14 protein-coding genes are annotated in these 17746 nt (G+C 64.0%); 3 read left to right on the top strand and 11 right to left on the bottom strand.

What is annotated here, in order from left to right:
- Window positions 1-60: 60 nt before the first annotated feature.
- A complete protein-coding gene (locus ACXJ1Z_RS00595; RefSeq protein ID WP_463778773.1) occupies window positions 61-2439 on the bottom strand; it encodes a TonB-dependent receptor in 2379 nt (792 codons plus the stop codon).
- A gap of 207 nt (window positions 2440-2646) precedes the next feature.
- Between ACXJ1Z_RS00595 and ACXJ1Z_RS00590 the strand changes: the two genes are divergently transcribed.
- Complete coding sequence (locus ACXJ1Z_RS00590) at window positions 2647-3468, top strand: transporter (RefSeq protein WP_463778772.1); 822 nt, start codon at window positions 2647-2649, stop codon at window positions 3466-3468.
- A gap of 35 nt (window positions 3469-3503) precedes the next feature.
- Here the strand turns inward: ACXJ1Z_RS00590 and ACXJ1Z_RS00585 are convergent, their stop codons facing one another.
- Window positions 3504-4064, bottom strand: coding sequence for a peptidase (locus ACXJ1Z_RS00585; RefSeq protein ID WP_463778770.1), 561 nt, complete (start codon window positions 4062-4064; stop codon window positions 3504-3506).
- 178 nt (window positions 4065-4242) lie between these two features.
- Here ACXJ1Z_RS00585 and ACXJ1Z_RS00580 point away from each other — a divergent pair, with 178 nt between their 5' ends.
- Window positions 4243-4713 carry a lysozyme inhibitor LprI family protein gene (locus tag ACXJ1Z_RS00580; RefSeq protein ID WP_463778768.1) on the top strand — a complete coding sequence of 157 codons (471 nt, stop codon included), beginning with the start codon at window positions 4243-4245 and terminating at the stop codon, window positions 4711-4713.
- Window positions 4714-4729: 16 nt separating this feature from the next.
- Here ACXJ1Z_RS00580 and ACXJ1Z_RS00575 read toward each other — a convergent pair whose 3' ends face one another.
- The 8 genes from ACXJ1Z_RS00575 to ACXJ1Z_RS00540 form a co-directional block, all read right to left on the bottom strand.
- Window positions 4730-5620 (bottom strand): NAD(+)/NADH kinase, encoded by an 891-nt coding sequence (locus ACXJ1Z_RS00575; RefSeq protein WP_463778766.1) that lies wholly within the window; start codon window positions 5618-5620, stop codon window positions 4730-4732.
- A 6-nt stretch (window positions 5621-5626) separates the two neighbouring features.
- The gene (locus ACXJ1Z_RS00570) at window positions 5627-6607 is read right to left on the bottom strand and encodes an SPFH domain-containing protein (protein WP_463778765.1); all 981 of its coding nucleotides are present in this window, start codon (window positions 6605-6607) and stop codon (window positions 5627-5629) included.
- A gap of 11 nt (window positions 6608-6618) precedes the next feature.
- Entirely contained in the window at window positions 6619-7779 is a 1161-nt protein-coding gene (locus tag ACXJ1Z_RS00565) for a sterol desaturase family protein (protein WP_463778764.1), read from the bottom strand.
- A gap of 47 nt (window positions 7780-7826) precedes the next feature.
- Complete coding sequence (locus ACXJ1Z_RS00560) at window positions 7827-9182, bottom strand: DUF3999 family protein (RefSeq protein ID WP_463778762.1); 1356 nt, start codon at window positions 9180-9182, stop codon at window positions 7827-7829.
- Window positions 9179-11995, bottom strand: a complete 2817-nt coding sequence (locus ACXJ1Z_RS00555) for a DUF2339 domain-containing protein (protein ID WP_463778761.1) — start codon at window positions 11993-11995, stop codon at window positions 9179-9181. The genes ACXJ1Z_RS00560 and ACXJ1Z_RS00555 overlap by 4 nt, the downstream gene beginning before the upstream one ends.
- Window positions 11996-12075: 80 nt before the next feature.
- Complete coding sequence (locus ACXJ1Z_RS00550; RefSeq protein WP_463778759.1) at window positions 12076-12729, bottom strand: DUF3142 domain-containing protein; 654 nt, start codon at window positions 12727-12729, stop codon at window positions 12076-12078.
- Between the two features lie 59 nt (window positions 12730-12788).
- Window positions 12789-14924, bottom strand: a complete 2136-nt coding sequence (locus tag ACXJ1Z_RS00545; RefSeq protein ID WP_463778757.1) for a PA5441 family protein — start codon at window positions 14922-14924, stop codon at window positions 12789-12791.
- Between the two features lie 121 nt (window positions 14925-15045).
- Window positions 15046-16011, bottom strand: coding sequence for a TauD/TfdA family dioxygenase (locus ACXJ1Z_RS00540; protein ID WP_463778756.1), 966 nt, complete (start codon window positions 16009-16011; stop codon window positions 15046-15048).
- A 49-nt stretch (window positions 16012-16060) separates the two neighbouring features.
- On the opposite strand from ACXJ1Z_RS00540, the gene ACXJ1Z_RS00535 reads away from it, so the two are divergent.
- A complete protein-coding gene (locus tag ACXJ1Z_RS00535) occupies window positions 16061-17032 on the top strand; it encodes a hypothetical protein (RefSeq protein WP_463778754.1) in 972 nt (323 codons plus the stop codon).
- 8 nt (window positions 17033-17040) lie between these two features.
- Here the strand turns inward: ACXJ1Z_RS00535 and ACXJ1Z_RS00530 are convergent, their stop codons facing one another.
- Window positions 17041-17502, bottom strand: a complete 462-nt coding sequence (locus tag ACXJ1Z_RS00530) for a hypothetical protein (RefSeq protein WP_463778753.1) — start codon at window positions 17500-17502, stop codon at window positions 17041-17043.
- Window positions 17503-17746 lie beyond the last annotated feature (244 nt).

The following is a 17746-nucleotide window of genomic DNA, read 5'->3' as shown; positions in this document are numbered from 1 at the left end:
TAAGTAGACAATGCAAATAGGGCTTAGCTATCGCTTTGCCAAGCAGGTCTATCTGCGCGATCAAAAGCGTGTTGACGCCTCGATTCCGAATTCGCGGGGGCGTCCTGGGGTGAACCGGTCGATGCCGAAGTCTCCGAAATAGCCGAACCGCTGCAGCTGCACCGTCTTATCCAATACGTTGGTACCGAATACCGCGACTTGCCACGGGGCGTTCACCGGCACGAAATCCACCCGGAAACCGAGCAAGGCATAGGCGGGCAAGCGGCAGACATAGTCTGCGCCGGACTGGCAAGCGGGCTTCCTGCCCACGCCGCGCACGTCCACAGTCGGCGTCAGCGTGCCATGCGAACCCAGCTCGATGTCGTAGGACGCGACGGCGCTGAAGGTGTACTTGGGCGCCGAATTGACCGGGGTGTCCTTCGTCAGGGCCACGGCATTTGGGCGAATGCTGTCATATGCCTGCGACAGGTACGATACGTTGCCTCGCAGGGTCAGCGCGCGAACGGGTCGCAAGGTGAACTCGCCTTCGAAGCCGGCTTCGTGAGCGGACGCCGCGCTTTGCACCTGACGGGTCGAGACATTGCCGACCAGCACGTTCACCCCTGCCTGAATATCCGAGTACTTCTGGTAGAAGCCCGAGAGGTTGATCGTGGCGCGACGGTCGAACAACTCGGCTTTGATCCCGCCCTCGTAGGACCACAGCTTCTCGGGGTCGTAGGATGAGGGAAAGCGGCCGTTAGCCGGCTGTGAGCCGAGCTGTTGGTTGAACCCGCCAGCGTTGTAGCCGTGCGCCGCCGTGACGTAACCGAACAGCGCATCGTTGAAACGATAGGACAGTTGCAGCTTGGGATCGAAGCCGTTCCAGCTGGTGCTGTCGCTTGCGGTGAAGGCCGCGCCACCACAGTTGGCGATGCCACCCAGAAAGTCACCGGTGAAATAGCCACACTGGGTCGGTACGCCGTCGTAGAGGAAGGTGTTGGACCTTCCGGCGAAGAATACGTAGCTCGACCCCTTTTTGCGGTCGTGCGTATAGCGTGCTCCCAGCGTCAGTTCGAGTCGCGGGGTGATCTTGTACGATGCCTGTGCAAAAGCGGCATAGCTGTCGTAGTCCAGCGAAGCATCATAGACATAGCCCAGCGGGTCGATCCAGTCGGGACCGGTATCCTGCAGGAAGCTGGTTTTCTGATGGAAGTAGAACAGGCCGGCCAGGAAAGTCAGTTGTTCGTCGTCTCCAAGGCTGCCGCCCAGCGTCAGCTCCTGCGTGAACTGGCTGGTGCGGGTGTCGTCGTATTCGGCGTAGATATCGTCGGGAGCGTTGTTGATCGGGGTGTAGAACTTCGCGCTCGATCGACGGTAAGCGGTAACCGAATGGAGTGCGAGACGATCGTTCAGTTCATAGTTGAGCCGCAAGTTCAGCGTCTTTGCATCGGTGTCGTTGAAGGGGGCACGCCCCGTGTATCGCGCGATGCCGCTCCTCGCATCGCCGCCGGTGGCGATATCGGTGATCGCGGCACTGGTGGGAGCGTTCAGCGTCGCCCCGCCATAGACCAGGTAGTCTTTGCCGAGCACCGGAAAACGAGTGCAGTATGGCACCGCATGCAACGCATCGTAGTTCTGGATGTAGCCTGCCGAGGGCAGGCAGCCGAGCGGGATCGTGGCGCCGCCATCCGTGCGTGAGCGGTTGATTTCACCCAGCAGGTCGGCAGTGAGCGGTCCTTGCTCCGCTCGCAGCTGTAACCGGATCGAGCGATTGTCGATATCGCCGCTTCGCCCATCGTCGAGGACGTGCTTGATGTAGCCATCGACATCCTGCGTGCGGAAGCTCAGCCGCCCAGAAAGACCATCGGCCAAAGGCACGTTGATCGCGCCTTCCGTTTCGAGGCGATCGAAAGAGCCCAGGCGTACCCTGGCATAACCTTCGAAGCGATCGGTAGGGCGCTGCGTCGTCAGCAGCACGGCGCCGGCCGTGGTGTTCTTTCCGAACAGCGTGCCTTGCGGGCCCTTCAGCACCTGAAGATTGGCAATGTCGTAGAAATAGAGGTCGTTCCCCTCCAGCCGGCTGACATACATCTCGTCGACATAGAAGCCGGCCTTGGCATCGGAATTGACCTGATTGAAGGTCTGGCCGATGCCACGAATGGTGAAGCTGGTGCCGCCCGAAAGCAGCGGAACGAGTTCGAGGTTGGATACCGCCCCGCGCAAGTCCTGAAAGCTGCGGACACTTTGCTGCAGCAGATCATCGCCGGAAAGGACTGTCGCCGACACGGGCGTGGTCAGCAGGTTTTCCTCGCGCCGACGTGCGGTCACGGTGATTTCCGCAGATGGCGAAGCCTCTTGCGAAGCGGCCGGCACCGACGTGTCTTGCGCCGCCGCAAGGCTGCTGGTGCCAAGGCATCCGGCTACAAATGTCGTGTACCACGCGGTTCGTGTGCTGATCATGATCGTATTCCCCCTGCTCGCCCGATGGCCTGTAAAAGCTTAATCTACGAGATTGGTAGTGAATTCGAGATCGTTGCCCTTTGTGCACTGAAAGCTGATTTATCACCGCAGGACCGGTCCATCCGCCTATGGATCGGACGTTGGATTCGTTCCTGCTTGATTATGTCTCGATTGTGTCGCTAGGCCTTGGGAGGGGGAAGCTTCACCATGTTCAATCGATCCGCCTTCGCGATCGGCGCCTTGCTGACGCTATTGGCCAGCGCGCCGGCACTGGCACAGCAGTCCGCACCGACGCAGCGTGACTACTGCCCCGACCGTCCCGGTCTGGGCACGCCTGCTTGCATCATCGCGCCGGGCAAGGTGTCGATCGAGACCGGCATCGCTGACTGGACACGAGAGGATACGTCGGACGAACGCGAAGACACACTGCTGTTGGGGGATACACTGATCAGGGTGGGCCTGGGCGATGCGCTTGAGGCGCAGATCGGCTGGACACCGTTCGGACATGCCCGAACGCGCGACAAGGCGAGTGGCGACGTTTCCAAAGTCGATAGAGCGGGCGACGCGCTGATCGGTCTCAAAGCCAACTTCAGCCACCCCGATGGCAAGGGCGTATCGATCGCGGCACTGCCGTTTGCCACCATTCCCGTGGGACGATCACCCATCGGCGCAGGAGACTGGGGAGCCGGTCTGATCGTCCCCGTCAACTTCCAGGTCAACGACGCGGTGAGTCTGCAACTCTCACCTGAGATCGATGCCGCGCCGGATAGCGACCGCCACGGCCGCCACCTGTCCTACGGCGGGGTCGTGGGGCTTGGGCTGGCTGTCAGCAAGACGGTCAATCTAACCGCTGAATTCGCTTCGACCAGGGACAACGATCCCGAGGCGCATGCCACACAAACTTACGCGGCCTTGTCGACGGCATGGATGGCGTCGCCCAATCTCCAGCTGGATGCCGGCTCGACGATCGGCCTCAGCCATGATGCCGCTGATCTGGAAGTCTACGTCGGCATCTCGCGACAACTTTGATCGCCAGCAGAGGGAGGCAGCGAGCCGAAGCAGGCTCAGCGTGAACGCGCCCCGCCGCGACCACCGCCACGATTGCCACCGCCCCGGTTTCCGCCCCAATTACCGCCCCGGTCACCACCATTGCGATAAGTCGCGCGTGGCTGTCCGCTCACGCCGCCGTTGCCGATCACGGCTGGTGGTGCACCCGCGTCGTTTCGCCGGCCTTGCCATTGGCCTGCCGACGGACCACGATCCGGTCGGCGCGGGCCCGCGCGATCGCGGTTCCACCGGCGACCGTCATTGTTGCCGAGATCGTGCCGTCCCGCCCGATAGCCGCCCCGCTCTCCCTGCCAGTAGCGACGTTGACCATCATTCCAGCGAGACCGTCGCCCGCTCCGATCGAAAACGTAGATACCGTTTCCGGGATAATAGAAGTCGTTGTACCAGCCGCCGCCATAGGGGCTGCCGTATGCGATGGAAGGGCCATAGCCGCCATAGCCGCCATAGTAGTCGGAGGCGTAACCACCACCGATACCATAGCCGCCCATGCAGCCGCCCAGCGTGATGCTCAAGCCGAGCGCGGCGATTGCAGCCCAGCGCTTCTTGAAAGAAGCCATGTCCAAGTCCTTGTGTTTGCACATCCTTAGCGGGATGGCGTGCTGACAAGGATTTAGGATCGAACGCGCGCGCTTCAACGTGTCTGTCGTCTTGGCTAGGGGTGCAAATGCCGCGAACGCACGCTTTTCAGAGGGCGTGACGCCGCATAGCGCGCGGGATTGCCTCGCTCCGTCCCGCATGGCAGGTCGGCCTTATCCAACCACGATCGAGGTCGCCGGAGTGCGCGCTTTCACCCTGTTGTTCGGCTTGCCCGGTTTGCTGGCGTCCACGATGACGATAGCGGCGGCGTCGTCCGATGATCTCGCCGAAGTGGAACTGCGCCGCTGCCTGGCTGCGCCGGAGGGTTCGTCGACGAGCGGTCAGACGACCTGCGAGAGCGCAGCGGCCCGCCGTTATGATCGGCGCATGAACGCGGCCTATGTAGCGCTCATGCGCAGGCTTCCTGCTGATGCCGCCGCAAGGTTGCGAACGTCACAGCGCGCCTGGCTTGCATTTCATGTGGCAGAGCAGGCGGCCTTGTCGGCGATGTACGAGACGCGCACGGGCACGATGTACGTTCCCATGCAGGCCGCCGCGTCCACGAGCCTCCTTCGCGATCGCGCGCTTCAGCTGGAGGCATCTTTGCGGGTATCTTCGATCGACGAGTGATCGCGCCGTCATCGTTTCAGCGAACGAGGTGGAGGCACCGGGCCGCCGGCCCGAGCTGCATCCTGCGCCCCCAATCGAAGCTGAGAAAATCCTGCTCGATCCCGTCCGCGAATACCACGCCGCCCTCGTTCATCCGCGACGTGACCGAGAGGCCCGTATCGATCAGCTTTCCGAAGCGCAGGCTGGTGCCGGTCGATATGCTGGGGAAGGGCTCGCGCACGAAGTACGCGACGGCGCGTTCTTCGGAGCCGAGGGCGACCTGCTCACCCGTCGCTTCCATGATCGAACGCGCCCACCCGGTGGCGCCGGTGCCGGACGCCACGATCATCCCGCTCGATGATTGGTATTCGCTGACCTGCGCGACATCGAGGGTGTAGCGCGCGGACTGGTGGCTGCGATGCCCGACGAATATCTCGTTGAGCGATAGCAGCCGCTCGCCGGTGTCGAGCACCGCTTCCACCATCGTGCGTCGCTCGACCGCGATGGCATTCGCCGCGCTGGCGAGCAGGACCGGACCAAGCCGCGCGATGGGTATCCGCACCAGCACGCCGTCATAAAGATCCGGCGCGGGGTTGATGCCGATCACCGGTTGCCCGTCGAGGTACTTGGCGACGTTGGCGACAAGGCCGTCCTGCCCGACGACGACGATCACGTCCTCGGGACCGAACAGGAAACGGTCGAGGTCGTCCCGCCGCACCGTGGCCTGGCGCCAGTTGTCGTGCAGGGAAGCGCGCGCCATCCGCAGCGTCTCTTGAAAGCGATGATGCTGGCGCTCGACGTCCTCGATACGCTGGCCCCGCGTTTCCAGGAAGAAGCGCGCCTGTCCCGGCGTCGCATGGCGGGCCAGCAGCTGCTCGTAGTCGGTGTCGCGGTGGACGAACACCGCGCGGGGGGTGGCCGTCGCCATGAAGCGCTAGATGCGATCGAGGGGGGCGGGCTTGCGGAATTCACCGACGACCGAGGCCAACAGATCGGGCGTGATGTTGAGGTGCTCGATCGTGTCGAGCTTGCCGGCAAATTCGCGCGCGGCAAGACCCATCAGCACGCCCGGTGCGAGGTCGCGATAGATCGCGATGCGGGCCTGCTCGGCCTCGGCCTTCGCGCTTTCGACGGTGCGGATGCGCTCTGCCTCGGCGGCGGCCTCGACCTGGCTGGCTTCGGCGATGCCGGTTGCGCGGGTGCGGGCATTGCCAGCTTCCTCGGCAATCAGCAGCTTCTCGCGACGGGCCAGTTCGGTCTTGTTGGCCAGTTCGTTCTCGGCGATGGCGCGCTCCTTTTCGACCGCGAGCGCGCGACGTTCGAAGGTCGCCTGATCGGCCTTTTGCTGCAGCGCCTCGAAAGTCGGCGTCTGCAGTGCGCGTTCCAGTTCGCTCGACGGAGCCAGGCTCGTGAGCCGCACTGCCGCAACCGCGATGCCGATCCCGGCAAGCGACGGATCTGCCGCCAGCGCCGCCTCCAGCCGCAATCGCAGCGGATCAAGGCCGGCATCGAGTAACGCACGGACCGGCGCCTCGGCAAGGTACTGCAGCGCGGTCTGGTTCACGAGGCCGGTCAGCCGGGTCTCGATCCGTTCGATCGGCTCGCTTTGATACTTGCCGGTGACCAGGCCGATGCTGAAGTCGACACGCTCGGCCAGCTTTACCGGATCGACGACGTGCCACGTCAGCGTGCCTTGCACCGCAAGCGACTGGAAATCCTGGCTACGGCCTTTGACGAACAGCGTCATCTCGCGGTCGTCCATCGGCACTTCGGCGATACTGGCGGTTTCCGGGCGGAACCAGAACACCAGCCCGCGCCCGCTCTGGCGCACCTCGCCGTTACGATAGCGGATGACATAATTGCTGGCGTCGCTGCGCAGCTGAGCCAGGAAGCCCAGGTTCTTCACATAAGCCATGCAGGGCCTCTCTATTGCGGGTGGGTCAGCTTGTGGCGCCTGAACGGATAGGCGAATTGGGCGCGGTACCCGGTGGGTACTTGCTCGGGAACGCCATAGCCCTCCGGCCAGCGACCCTTGGGGAAATGGTAGGTGCCGAACAGGCGGTCGAGCCAGGGAAAGTGGATCGCGAAGTTCACGTCGATCGCCTCTTCCTCGAGCCCGTGGTGCCAGTGGTGAAAGCGCGGCACTACCAGCCATTTGCCGAGCCGATCGAAATCGCCGCGCAAGTTCGCATGGATCAGCGACGAGTAGATGTAGACGACCGCAATGTAAGCCTGCAGCGTCGAAGGCAGGAAGCCCAGCGTCATCATCGGCAAGGCGGTGAAGCCACGCAGCGCCACGATCTCGAAGAAGTGCATCCGCGCACCGGCCAGCCAGTCCATCGACTTCGCGGAATGATGCACCGCGTGAAAACCCCATAGGAACGGCACGCGGTGGAAGGCGCGGTGGAACCAGTATTGCGCCAGATCCGTCAACACCATGATCTCGATGAACTGCACGATCCATGGCTGGCCACCGACCATCGCGCGAAAGCCTGCGAACCCGCCGGTATGCGCCATGACCGCCTTGGACGGCGCAAAGGCCAGGAAAGTCAGGGCCTGCACCATCATCGAACTGATGAGGTAGTAGAACAGATCCTCGCGCCACTCGGTGCGGAACAGCCGCTGGGCGCCCCGGCGTGGAAACGCCCGCTCGATCGGGGCGAACATCAGGCCGGTTATCGCCAGGTTGACGATGAAGAAGTCCAGCCCGAAGAACACGCCCCAGGTACGCATCTCGTCCGCTTGAACATCCGCGCCGCCCAGCAGCGCTGCGACGATGCCAATGCCAAGTGCCGTGAAGCCGATCGCCTTGGCCGGACGCAGCAGCAGGCTGAGCAGCGACAGCGCATAGCTTGCCAGCAGGATGACATGGACCCCGACGCGAAAGCCCGGAAGATCACGCAGCTTGGCCAGTTCCGGCATCGCGAAGATGCCGGGCCAGCGCAATGCCACGACGAAGCCGAGCCCGGCGATCGCCAGGATCAGCGCGAAGAAGCCGGCGAACCATCCACTGCCGAAGCGGCGCGCTTCGATGGGCGCCTGCAGATCGTCGCGCAGGGCGCTGAGGCCAAAGTTTTTGCTCTCCATATCGCGCGTCCTAACCCGAGTTGGCGTCGGAAGCGAGAGGCGCCGGATCAGGCCGCGGGCTGACGTCGCCGTGCAAGCTGCCACACCATCGCCGCCAGCAGCGCAGTGCCGGCGAGCAGCACGCCCCATAAAGCGAGGCGCCGCCACGGCGTGCCCTCGTCCCGCCTGTCGATGGTGACGACGACGGAATCGGCTTGGCCAGCGGTTTGCGCCATCGGTGGTGTGGCTACCCTTGAGCCGCTGGCCTGCATCAAATCCGCCGCTGGCAGGAATACCGATTGCGCATCGGCCTTCCCCACGGCCAACGTGAACGGCGCCGGGCCACTGGCGAGAAAGATGATCCGGACCGGCGCCAGCAGGGCTGCAATTGCCGGTGGCGCGGTGAAGCCAGGCGTGCGTGCATCCGCTTCGATGCGGATGGTTCGAAATCGGCTTTCTCCCATATCGAACTCGGGGTTTGTGAACGTGCGGCGATCTCGGGTGATGCGCGATACCGATCCCGAGGCGATCGGAGTCCACGCGTCTTCTTGCCGGTTGCGGCCCAGTATCCGGATGGGAACGATCGTGTCCTCGCCCTTGGCCCTGATCTGCAAAGCGGAAACGCGCGCGCCAAATGGTATGGTGAACTCGATCAGGCGCGGGTCGTTCAAAGTCGGTATCGCCAAGTGCGCTCGTGGCGGCACGGAACTGCTACGATTGCTTTGCGTGACCACGCGCGCCGAATTGATGGCAACCGGTGACAGTAGTCGGGATGAAGCCGTCCACGTGATGCGCAGGTACTGGTCTTGCAGCGATTGCTCTGAGAACGGGATGGACATGGCGCCCGTCCGGTCGGAGGTGCGATACAACACCTTTTCCGTCAGCGGCTGCCAATCGTTCAGATCGGTACTGCGCTCGATCGTGAAGGTGACAGGCTGACCCGCCGGAATGTCGACGTCCAGCGACAGCGCCGAGGCCGGACCGTGAATATCCCGTGCGTCTAGCAGGACGCCCAGCAATTGGGGGTGGCCGGCCGCCTGCGGCGTTCCATCGACGCGGACGACGCTGGCGCGCTGCCGCTCGTCGATCCGCAGCGACACACCGGTTACCGCCAGCGCGTCTGCGGCTCCCAGGATCGGCATGACACGCAGTGGCACGACGCGGTGCTGGACCGCTGCCGGCACAGTGTAGAGGGCAATGGGAACCGGCTGGCCATCGGCGTCGAACATCCGAATATCCGCCATGTCGGCGCTTTGGGCTGCGATCAGTGCGCGAGCCGGCAAATCGAGCTGTTGCAGGGCCGACCCGGCGGCAGGGGTGACCGGCAGACGGACAGCATAGGATGCCGGCGTGTCGCCCTCCGCTGCCAGCGCAGGGACGCCGCCGATCCAGGCCAGGGCCAGCGCGAACAGTCGGACGATCATGAGACTGGCTCCAGCTGGTCGGACGCCGGCGGCGGTATCGTGGCGGGTGGAATGGCTTTCCTCGGTGGCAATGGAGCGAAGTAGCCGACGACCAGCATCAGCACGCCCACGACGATGAAGGTGACGATGCGCGCGCCGCCGTCCGCATTGGACAGGTCGACCAGTAGCAGCTTGACCACGACCGCCGCCAACAGGCCGCCTCCCGTCAGCCACATCGCACGTAGGCCTCGTCGGTGCGCGATCAGCGTCAACGCCAGCGCGAGTAGCGTCCACAGGATCGACAGGCCAGTCTGCACGACAAAGCTGCCAAGCAGTGCCTCCGGATCCCACGCGACGTCGAGGATGTGATAGGCGAGACGCAGCCACACGGTGTTGATCGCTACGAACGCAAGCGCTGCCACAGCGATCAGCGAACGCCGGTCGGCCAGCCATGCCACGCCTGCGGGGCTCGGCTGCAGTTCCGCAACCATGCGTCGCCACAGCAAGAGCGCGGCCAGCGCGAACGCTACGGACAGATCGACGGGATTGAGCAACGGCAGGTAAGGCAATGGCTGCGTGCGTCCCGCCGCGAACAGCGCGGTGATGAAGGAGCCGACAAAGGTGAGCGCGGCGATAGGGATTGCGGCTCGATAGGCATAATCGACCGCATACTGGTCCAAGGGCCAGCGAGTTCGACGCGCCGCCTTGCCGGCCCATACCGTAAGCACCGTCAGAGCGGCGGTCATTCCCACCAACAGCACGACCGAGGCCCAGGACGTCCGCCACAGGTCGGCGATGTCGCATCCGAACCACAGGCAGTCCAGCAACAGCGCGACAAGCAGCCAGACTCCGCCGATGTGGCTGGCGCGCTGGAGCGGCATCGCCCGAGGTTCAGCGCTCTGGTCGTTCGCCCATAGCAGGCGATAGTGCAGCAGCACGCCGAGCAGCCAAGCGAGCCACTGTGGCGTCTCCAGTACGAACGATCCAGCGCCCCATTGCACGATCAGCGCCAACACGAGCGCAAGCAGGGTGACGCGGCTCGGCCAGGTTGCGACAGGCCAGGATGCCTTGCGGCCGATAACCGCCGCGATGCCCGCGCTCGCGATGAACGCCAGCATCGTCAGCAGCGTGGTCATGTTCGGGTCGATCGCGGGCAGGGGAATTTGACCTGCTATTGCCGGGGGCAGCAGACGATGCAGTTCGAGCACGCAAGCGAGGCACCAGAAGGCAAAACCGAAGAGGAATGCGGGCGTGGCCAGGCCCAACTCGATGGCGGCATAGCCGCGCGCCCAGGCCGAGCCGCTGTGATCCAGCGGGCGACGCAGCCACCAGGCTACCACGAAGGCTGGAAGCGCGATCAGCACCGCGCCCAGCGTGGCGGGGTTCAGCAGAGGCAGCGGCGAAACCAGGTCACCGATCCCCCCGAGGGTGACCAGCCCACCGGCCAGGACCAGAAGCAGCCCGAATGCACGGGGCAACCAGCGAGCCTGTCGCATCCCGACCCAGAACGCGCCCGCGCCCTCAAGCGCCCAGACCGTCGCCGCCCAGCGCACGCCGAGCGCCAGCGGCACTGCCAATGTGACGAACCCGACTGCGACCGCGATCAGCCCATCGGCAAGAACGCGATTGTCACCGCGTCCGCGCCTTGTCACGAACACGGCCAGCGCCAGGTACAGAGCGCCGAAGCCCAGAGCGGAAAAGGCGCTGCCCAGCGGCATGTCGCGTACCAGGCCAACTTGCAGGCCAAAGCCGACCAACGCCGGTCCGAACAGCAGGCTGCTGTCCACGACGTTGCCGAGCCGGGCGGGCGTGTTCCGGGCGTTCAGGACACCGGCGCCGACATAGATCAGCACGAACAGGATGAGGAAGAACTGGCACACCGCGTACTGCGCCGGATCGTACACGAGCACGCCCCACAAGACCGCGATGCCGAAAGTGGCGAAGAAGCCGATCAAGTTGACGATCCGCCACGATCGCCGCCACGCGATGCCCAGGACAGCGAGGTTGAGCACGGTGTAGTACCCGAACAGTCCCAGGGGACCGCCTTCACCTGCGAGCAGAACGGGTACCGCGAACCCTCCGACGAACGAGGTGGCGGCAAGCGTCTGCGCGTTCTGCAGCAAGGCGAGCGCGCACCCCAGTGCGCAGACCACGATCATGATCGGAAAGGCGGCCTCGGGCGCGACGACGGCGAACAGGCGGGAGGCGGCGAATACCGTGAGGTACAGGACGGCGACGCCACCACCTTGCAACGTCAGCGCGAACTCCGGTTTCTCGCGGCGCCGGACAAAGCCGACCCACAGCAATGTGATGCCCACACCGGCGACCATCACCAGCCGCAGTTCGATCGGAAACAGCCCGGCATCGGCGGCGTAGTGTGCCAGAAAAGACAGTCCGACGAAGAGGATGACCAAGCCGACCCGTACGATCGTGTTGCCGCCCAGCAGCCAGCCTACCGCCGCTGCGAACACGCGCTCGATCAGGTTCGGCTTGCGCGGTGGTGCAGGTTTCGGCGGCAAGGTCGGGACTTGGCGCTTCTCGACTGCTGGAGCGGCTGGCTCTGGTATCGCCGGCGCCGGCGCCGGCGCCGGTGCCAGCGCCGATGGCGCCACCGTTGCGGGGGCCGGCGCAGCCGAGGGTCTCGCCACCGGTTGACCCGCCGCCCGAGAAAGCTCCTCGCGCAAGGCATCGATACGCTCAGCCATATCCTTGCGGATGATCGCGCGCAGCCAGAAGCCGAGCAGCGCACCGAGGAACGCGCTGATCGTGGCCGAGCCGAAACCATCCGTCGCCCAGCCCAGCAACGCTCCGCAAACCAAGCCCCAAAGGATCATCTCGCCACTGCTCTCCCCAGCCGGGTTCCAGCCCGACAGGTTCGGACCATACAGGCTTGCAGGTGATCTCCTAATCGCGATCACGCATCTGATGGTCCGAGCAGGAAGACGACGTAGCCGCGAAAGTTCGGGTCGGTGTCGAGTGCCGGTGGTGCAAGCCAGTCCCCGCCTTCCACCAGGCCGATACGATACGGCATGCTAAGCGCGCCCAGGCTGACGAGATAGCGTTCATATCCGGCAATCGTGTGGCGGCCCTGGTAGGTTTGGATAACGATGTCGTCGATGATCGCGGCAAGCCTGCGCAACGGTTTGGGATCTCCGCCCGCGCTCCAGTCCATTAGCCCGGTGATCGAGAGCTTCCATCCTCTGGGTAACCGTGATCTTACCTGCGTCAGGAACGTGGCGTAGCGATCGAGACCGCGCGTGGCCGCGTCGAAATCTATCTGCAGTCCCTCGATTCGGTTGCCGGCGGCCTCCCACCGCGCGAGCGTAGCCAGGATGGCGTCGTAGATCGCGTCCTGCCAGTTCAGCCGTTCGACGCGCACTACCAGCCAGAGGGACGGGCCGGGGACCTTCGGGGTGGCGCGAAGCGGCTCGAAGCGGCTTTCGCGTCCACGGCCGATTTCGCCGGCCAGCACATAGACCGTCTGTGCCTGCCTGAGCCAGGCCGGTGCCGCGACGTGTGGCCACAGGAAAAAGGCGCGATAGCCTCGCGGATCGACCGGCGCAGGCATTCGCTTGCGGCAGCAGGCGAGAAACAAGGCTGAACCCGCCAACAAGAAGGCGCGGCGGTTTACCAGTAGACGGTCAGTTCGCGGGCCCATCGACTGTCAGGATACTCGCGCTTCAGCCGCTTGGACCATGCGCCACGCTGGGCCTTGGGCACGTCCGCCCCGCCGCAATCGTTGTTTCCGCTGGGCGCGTAGCAGCGGACCGAACGATAAAGCGCATACGCGGCCTCGTCGGGTGCAGTCGCGCCACCGGCCAGGATCGTCGCGTACAAGGCCGATCGTGGCATAATCCTGCCCTGAAATTGCGTTGGTGTGCCACCAAGTTCAGCGGCTCCTGGCTTGTCCGCTGCGGTGAGATAGCCGTCGAATCCGTTGAGGCGCCAGAATTCGCCGAGGCATAACCGGGCACGCGCCTCGGCAGGTCGCGCAGCCAGCGTCGCGACCGTGGTTGCAAGCGCCGGGCAGGGGAACTCCTCTTGCCATCTGCCAGCTTTGAACAAGCCCGATGGCGGGGCGAAATCGGGGTCCGGATCCATCCAGCCGCTGTACCAGCCGCCGCTTACGGTTCCCTTGATGGAAGCGCCGGTGCCAACCAGCGCAAGATCCTTTAGAAAGTCTCCATAACGACCTTGCGACAGATTCTTGCTCAGCAAAGTGAAGGTGGCGATCTCGCGCTCCCTCGGTGCGGTTTGGCCAGACCCGGCCTGCTGGCGCAGCAGGTCTGGGCCTGCGACTTGCGCAAGCAGGATGGTGCGGATCTCCGGCTCGGTGATCGGACTGGCGGGAGCGAAGATCGCCGCGAGGTGTCCCCTTCGTTCCCAGTTCATCGCCAGCGCCAGCTGCGCGGCAGGCTGCTGATAGAGGTCGCGAGCACCGTTCGCGATCCGGCGAAAGGCCGCCTCGGCGCTTGCATCGCCAAGCTTTTCGAGAGCCAGCGCACGCAGCATCTGGCGGCTGAACTCGAGTGGACTATAACTCCGCGCATTGGTCGCTTCGGGTATCAGGGCGATCGCCCGGCGATAATCCTTGGTGATGTGGTAGGCGAAGCTCGCCTGGACGAAGGCATAAAGATCGGGCTGTTTGGCAAAGGTCGGTGCCTGCGCGGCAAGATTTGCGGCAGTCAGCGCTGCCGGAGGTTTGTTGACCAGGTACTGGTCCGCCGCCCCTTGCCGCATGCGCAGTAAGTCCCAAGTGGCCAGGAGCAGCGGCGCATCGACGTTTTCGTTTACGCCGAGGCCGAAAAAGACCTTTGTCTCCACCTCGTCGATCAGTTGGGGCGACTGCGCGGGGTCGGCCATCAAGGTGGCGTAAGTCCGTGTCAGCGATCCACCGTCACTCAACAGCCACGCCGCCCGCCGGGTGAGACCTGCCGCCGACGCGGCGTAGCGACCGGTGCGATAAGCGGACAGATAGTCGAGCAGCGCGGTGCGACCACGCTCGGCCGCTGCGCGGTCCACCTTGTCGCCCCCGGCATAGCCACCCCATTCGTCGAACGCATTGGCTTGCGCCGCGGCCAGTTCGTTTCGCGCGATCATGTACCTTGCGGTTTCCGCCAGCCACGGGTCCCGGACCGATACAAGCAGCGCGAAGTGCGCACGCGCCGTCGCGAAATCTTCGGCGTAGAAGGCTTGTGCGCCTTGCAGATAGCTTAGCCAGGCTAGTCCAGCCTTGCCCTGGATGTTTGGCCAGGCGACGCCGCTCTTGTCGCCATCGCACGCTGGCTTTATCAGGTCGCGGGCACCCGAAAGCGCCGCGCGCTCATCCGGCGCAAGCCCCTTTGCTTGCGTCAACGCATCGCGAAACGCGGCATCCCCCGTACCTAGCGTCTGGCAACGGGTGCCGACATATGACTGTTCCTGGGCAGCGATATCTTGAGCCTGGGGCGTTTCCTGCGGCCAGAAGGCGGCTTGCAGTGTATCCCAGGTCATGAAGACATGACCGAAATCGCCATTGTCCCAGTCCCATTCGGGATAGATCAAGCGGCCTTGAGCTTCAGGCTTGATCGGCTTTCGCGCCAACAGCGCCAGGTTCACACGCGTATCGTTACGCGGACCGATTACGGCGGTGCCGACACAGTCGTAGGACGAGACCGCCAGCGACCAGGTCGGCGTACAGCCATAATCCCCACTGGCGCCCGCCATGCCCGGCCAGGCCGACACACCGATCATCAGGGATGCCGCAACTGCCAATCGCCGCAATGAAGCTCTCCTTACCGGCGGTATTCGCGCCACGCCTGCGGATGACAGTACGAAGCCTGAGATTGTTGGCAAGTGATCTGACGCCTGCCGCGCACGACGATAGCTTGCAGAATTCTTCCGATCAGCGAGGCCAATCAGGGGGCAGCGGCGGGGTGAAATCGTGCTGCCGCCATGCCGGTCGCGGTGGCTCTTCGGGATCGCGATTGGCGAACCCGACGTATCCGAAAAACGTGGCGATCATGCGCTCTCCAGGCTCCGTGATCGCAGTGCGTCCATGCATGAACCGCGTGTTGTCGAGCATCAGTACGTCGCCCGATCGCCACGACACCGCCACACCTACCCTCTCGGCGGTAGCGCGGATGGCTTGCAACCACGCCTCGGGCACCGGCCTGCCGTCGTCCAGCAGCGGAAAATCCGGGCGGCGATTGTTGAATCGGGCAAAAAGGAGGAAATTGCCGAACGCCGGCTGGTCGCAGAACATCGGCCGATGCAAGGCCGGCCGCGTGAAGATGCGGACTATTTCGCCATCCAGCTTACGAAAGAAGTAGGGGCAATTCTCTGGCGGCGACAGCAGTTGTGCGTCGCTGGGTGTCGGCGTGCTCAGCCAGAAATCGAGAAGCCCCGGCCATGTCGGCTTGATATACAGTAGGCGGCGCCCTTCCAGCCCGCGTCTTACGACATTGGGCAGGGCGCTCACCAGTTCTACGCCATCGCAGATTGTCGTGGCCCCGCCATCGCGGGGCGCCGACATGCACGCAAAGAATGCCGCGTCCGGCTTCCACGGCTCACGCGAAAGCTCGGGATGGAATGAAAAGGCGCCGGTCCCGCCATCGACCGTGTGCACGTTGCGGACGGCATCGAGGGGGCGTCGTCCCGGGCTTTCGTTGATCACGGAGGTCGCGCAGAACTGGCGGGCGAACTGGCCGAACCGATCGACGTCGACGGCGAAACCACGCAGCAGCAAAGCCCCATGCGTCTTGTAAAGCGAGATGATATTTTCGTGATCAAGGGCGAGGATGTCACGCGTATCGTCCGCTTCTATCAGGACGTACGGTCGAGACGGTGCAGGCAGGCTGACGTTCGGCATGGTCGCAGCAGGTAGCCGCTGATCGGCGATTGTGCCATAACTTCCAACGATGGCCCTTACGCTTGACGATCTGCTTAACTCGCCGGACCTCTACCTGCATTCGTTTGAGGGCGAGGATGCGCTGTTCGTGCCGATGAGCCGCGCGGCCTATCACCGTTCGATCTTCCTGGATGGACGTATCTTGCCGGAAAGCGAGGGCTCGATGCGGGTACCAGTGGCGATGCTGCAGGGGCATGCACGTCCGAATGCGTCGACTGGCTGGATCTTCCACGTGGCGCACTGCGGGTCGACCTTGCTGGCGCGCGCGCTCGATACCTTGCAAACCAATCTTGTCCTGCGCGAGCCGCTCGCCTTGCGCCAAGTGGCGATCACGCCGAATGCCGATCGGCTCGCACTGGTGACGACGATGTTGCAAAAACGGTACCAGCGGTACTTGCCGACCATCGTCAAGGCGAATGTGCCGGTCAACTTCATCCTGCCCCGGTTGATGGCGATCGATCCCGCAGCGCCGACCATCTTTCTTTATCTCGGGCTGCAGGATTATCTTTTGGCGATCCTGCGCAGTCCCGATCATCGCGCCTGGCTTGGGCGGGTGACCCAGCAGCTGGCCGGGCATCTGGGTGACCTCACCGGGCTCGCCGACGCGGAGCGCGCGGCTGCCCTGTGGTCGGCTCAGATCCAGGCTTACGCAGCGGCGCTTCCAAACCTCGATGCAGGCCGTACGCTCAATGCAGAAACTTTCTTCGCCGAACCCGGACGCGTGTTGGCTGCCACGGCAAAGCACTTCGCCGTACCGTTCGACAAGCCGGCAATAGACGCGATAACCGCCGGCCCGCTATTCGGGTCCTACTCGAAGAACCCTTCGCTCTCGTTCGACAACGCCGCGCGAATGGCACGGCGCGAGGCGCTGTTGCCGGACTTGGCGGACGAGATCGCACTGGCGAGAAGCTGGCTCGATCGACGGTCGGTCGACGTGGAAGCGGCATTGGCAGGTCTTGCACGGGCTTCGCTCGACGATTGACGGTCGCTTCAGCGCAGGCGCATTCCCCGTACGGACCGCTGTCCGTCGATCGCGATGAAGTAGTTGCCAAGCGCCCCCTTGCGGATCCGAACCTTTTGCCCCGGCTTGGGGGGAAACGCCACGGGATCGGTCGTCGTCCACAAGGCGTCGCCATCGGCGATCCGAAATTCGATGCGACCGTTCGCCGCGGCCCTGGCAGAGCTTATCGTCGTCTGGATTTCCTTGACCTCGTCGCGCGATGCAGTCCGCGGATCGTCGCTGCGGTCATCCCGATCCCCGCCGTCGAAGAGGCCGATCCGCGGCAGTGTAAATCCGAACAAAGACCTGCGAGCGGTGCGAACCTCCTGGCGATCGACGATCGTGATCTCTTTTGATTGGACGGCCGCCTCCAGTCCATGCGCAGCGGCGTCGAAGCAATCGGCACGATCCGCCGCGGCCGCTATCGCCCGACATTTTGCGAAAGAGTCCATGACGCGTGTGCTCGCTCCCGATGCCGCATGGGCTTCCCTGGTGCAAAAAAGTAGCACTATGCCGGCGGTGATCGTGCGTGCGTGCATCAAAGTGTCCCCTCGTCGCGACACGTGTTGGCTACGCCGCGCGAACGAAGTTGTGAAGCAAGATCAGACGACTGTGACGTCTTTGCTACAGGCCGCGTAATTTAATTCCACGTTTCAGCAATGCCGATTGCGGTCCGATGAAACCGAGGTAGCCTCT

The organism is Novosphingobium sp. TK46, from assembly GCF_055361525.1.
This window is presented reverse-complemented; position numbering and strand designations above follow the sequence as displayed.

Excerpts from the sequence above, each read along its gene's own strand:
- ACXJ1Z_RS00595 (WP_463778773.1), bottom strand. The coding sequence starts at position 2,439 with ATGATCAGCACACGAACCGCGTGGTACACGACATTTGTAGCCGGATGC.
- ACXJ1Z_RS00590 (WP_463778772.1), top strand. The coding sequence starts at position 2,647 with ATGTTCAATCGATCCGCCTTCGCGATCGGCGCCTTGCTGACGCTATTG.
- ACXJ1Z_RS00585 (WP_463778770.1), bottom strand. The coding sequence starts at position 4,064 with ATGGCTTCTTTCAAGAAGCGCTGGGCTGCAATCGCCGCGCTCGGCTTG.
- ACXJ1Z_RS00580 (WP_463778768.1), top strand. The coding sequence starts at position 4,243 with ATGGCAGGTCGGCCTTATCCAACCACGATCGAGGTCGCCGGAGTGCGC.
- ACXJ1Z_RS00575 (WP_463778766.1), bottom strand. The coding sequence starts at position 5,620 with ATGGCGACGGCCACCCCCCGCGCGGTGTTCGTCCACCGCGACACCGAC.
- ACXJ1Z_RS00570 (WP_463778765.1), bottom strand. The coding sequence starts at position 6,607 with ATGGCTTATGTGAAGAACCTGGGCTTCCTGGCTCAGCTGCGCAGCGAC.
- ACXJ1Z_RS00565 (WP_463778764.1), bottom strand. The coding sequence starts at position 7,779 with ATGGAGAGCAAAAACTTTGGCCTCAGCGCCCTGCGCGACGATCTGCAG.
- ACXJ1Z_RS00560 (WP_463778762.1), bottom strand. The coding sequence starts at position 9,182 with ATGATCGTCCGACTGTTCGCGCTGGCCCTGGCCTGGATCGGCGGCGTC.
- ACXJ1Z_RS00555 (WP_463778761.1), bottom strand. The coding sequence starts at position 11,995 with ATGATCCTTTGGGGCTTGGTTTGCGGAGCGTTGCTGGGCTGGGCGACG.
- ACXJ1Z_RS00550 (WP_463778759.1), bottom strand. The coding sequence starts at position 12,729 with ATGCCTGCGCCGGTCGATCCGCGAGGCTATCGCGCCTTTTTCCTGTGG.
- ACXJ1Z_RS00540 (WP_463778756.1), bottom strand. The coding sequence starts at position 16,011 with ATGCCGAACGTCAGCCTGCCTGCACCGTCTCGACCGTACGTCCTGATA.
- ACXJ1Z_RS00535 (WP_463778754.1), top strand. The coding sequence starts at position 16,061 with ATGGCCCTTACGCTTGACGATCTGCTTAACTCGCCGGACCTCTACCTG.
- ACXJ1Z_RS00530 (WP_463778753.1), bottom strand. The coding sequence starts at position 17,502 with ATGGACTCTTTCGCAAAATGTCGGGCGATAGCGGCCGCGGCGGATCGT.